Genomic DNA, 2,510 nt, shown 5'->3' with positions numbered 1-2,510 from the left:
GTCAGGGATATCCCCATTGATCGTCAAGAGCGTATCTGGTGCCACTTGGTCACGAAGTTTCTTAATCTCCGGGATTAGTTCCCAATGAGCATCTACTTTACTCATTTCATTTCTTGTACGCAAATGAATGGAAAGATTAACAATGTCCTGTTTCAGTATGTGTGTTAGCCAGTCGTGCCATTCGTCTACATCCGTGTAACCAAGCCTTGTCTTTACACTTACAGGCAATCCTCCAGCTTTTGCTGCTTGTATTAATTCTGCTGCAACTTCTGGACGACGGATAAGGCCACTTCCCTTCCCATTCTGTGTCACATTAGGTACAGGACAGCCCATATTGATATCCACACCCCGAAAGCCCATTTCCGCCATACCTATGCTCATTTGCCGAAAGTATTCAGGCTTATCTCCCCATATATGGGCTACAATTGGTTGTTCGTCCTCTGTAAAAGTCAAACGCCCACGCACACTGCGGATGCCCTCTGGGTGACAATAACTCTCCGTGTTTGTAAACTCTGTAAAAAACACATCAGGTCTGGCTGCTTCACTCACTACATGGCGAAAAACTACATCCGTCACATCTTCCATTGGTGCCAGTATAAAAAAAGGTCGTGGTAGATCACGCCAAAAATTATCTATCATATTAAAATTCCAATCCTTTCATGGGTTACCAGGCTAACCCCTTATCCCAAAATTAAAAAGCAGAATGTCCCTGCTTCCTTTACACTTATACCATGCTTAAGCACTTTTTATCAAACTGCAGAAATGTTTTTTTTCACGAAACCATTCCTACTTCCATGTTCCCCCTCCTAGTTTAGAGACGCAAATGCTCGAAATGGTTTTTAATACACGCAAGTACATAATTTCTTGGGGGCAAAGCCAACATATAAGGAAAGAAATTGAAATGGTCGAGGAGGGAATAATTTGAAGGCATCTGATTTGTTTGTAAGATGTTTAGAGAATGAAGGGGTACAATATATTTTTGGGATACCTGGTGAGGAAAATACGGATCTTATTGATTCTCTAATAAGCTCTGATATTGAATTTATCTTGGTTCATCATGAACAAGCTGCAGCTTTTATGGCAGACATCTATGGCCGGTTAACTGGAAAGCCAGGCGTCTGCTTGGGCACATTGGGACCAGGTGCAACCAATTTATTGACAGGGATAGGAAGTGCTTATCTGGATTATTCCCCTGTTGTCGCGATTACAGGTCAGGCGGGCCTTGATCGCATTCATAAAGAGTCGCATCAATATGTGGACATTATTGGCGTTTTCGAGGAAGTAACGAAATGGAATCAACAAATTAAGGTGCCRCATACGATTCCGGAAATTATCCGTAAAGCATTTAAAACGGCTGTCATTGAAAAGCCGGGAGCTGTTCATATAGAACTTCCGGAAGATGTGGCGATGATGGATACAGAAGGGGAACCTCTTCCGGTTACACCAATGCCTAGATCCCGCCCAGCCGAGGAAGAAATCAAAAAAGCCTTCGAATTAATAAATCGTGCTAAAAAGCCTATCATTCTAGCTGGTAATGGCGTGATCCGCGATGGAGCTTCTGAGGTTTTGCGGAAATTTGCAGAAGAGAAGCAAATTCCCGTTGTGAATTCATTCATGGCCAAAGGAGTTTTACCTTCCGACAATCCATTGTCCCTTTTTACAGTAGGGATGCAAGCAAGGGATTATGTTCTATGCGGATTTGATTTGGCCGATCTTATTATMACCGTCGGGTATGATTTCGTCGAGTATTTGCCAAAGTATTGGAACGATGAGGCAATGAATCCGATTGTTCATATTGATGCTCGACCTGCCGAGATTGATGCTTATTACCCCGTTCAAGCAGAATTGGTCGGGAACGTTACGGAGGCACTTGAAGCCTTGACGACTGGTGTAGCAAAAAAAGAACTTTGGCCAGAGGTGAAAAGGTTAAGGTCCCAAATCATTGAAAAATTTCATTCTTCGGATGATGTATCAGGAAGCCCTATCATCCCTCAGCGAATCATTGCCGATTTGAAAAGGGCGGAAAAGGGTAATGCCATTGTCATTTCGGATGTGGGTGCACATAAATTATGGATTGCCCGAATGTATCAGCCGGAAATCCCAAACCACACGATCATTTCTAATGGCTTTGCATCGATGGGAATTGCCATTCCCGGCGCAATTGCAGCCAAATTGGCAATGCCTGATAAACCTGTCATTGCGGTTACAGGGGATGGTGGCTTCCTGATGAATGGAGTTGAATTGGCAACGGCAAAACGTCTAGGTCTTGCCTTCGTGATAGTCATTTTCCATGATTCTAAATACGGCCTAATTGAGTGGAAACAATTGAATAAATTTGATCGTACGAATGCCATTGAATTTACAGATCCAGACTTTTTAGGGTTCGCAAAAAGTTTTGGGGTTAAAGGTGTGAAAGTAACCCACTCCGATGAATTGCTACCTGCATTAGAAGAAGCGCTTTCGAGTCAGGAAATTGTCTTGATTGATGTGGATGTCGATTATTCGGAAAA

At 42.9% G+C, this 2,510-nt stretch carries 2 protein-coding genes; one reads left to right on the top strand and one right to left on the bottom strand.

Features of this window, described 5'->3' with window-relative positions; translation table 11 throughout:
• Nucleotides 1-639 (bottom strand): tRNA dihydrouridine synthase (locus tag AC1DVB_RS26570; RefSeq protein WP_477591789.1); only part of this gene is annotated, 639 nt, incomplete at its 3' end.
• Between the two features lie 282 nt (nt 640-921).
• Here AC1DVB_RS26570 and AC1DVB_RS26565 point away from each other — a divergent pair.
• Nucleotides 922-2,510 (top strand): acetolactate synthase large subunit (locus tag AC1DVB_RS26565; RefSeq protein WP_477591787.1); only part of this gene is annotated, 1,589 nt, incomplete at its 3' end.

The sequence above is a fragment of the Peribacillus sp. P4_D6 genome, assembly GCF_056401795.1.
Note: the sequence above shows the minus strand (reverse complement) of the source record. Positions and strands in the feature narration are given on the sequence as shown.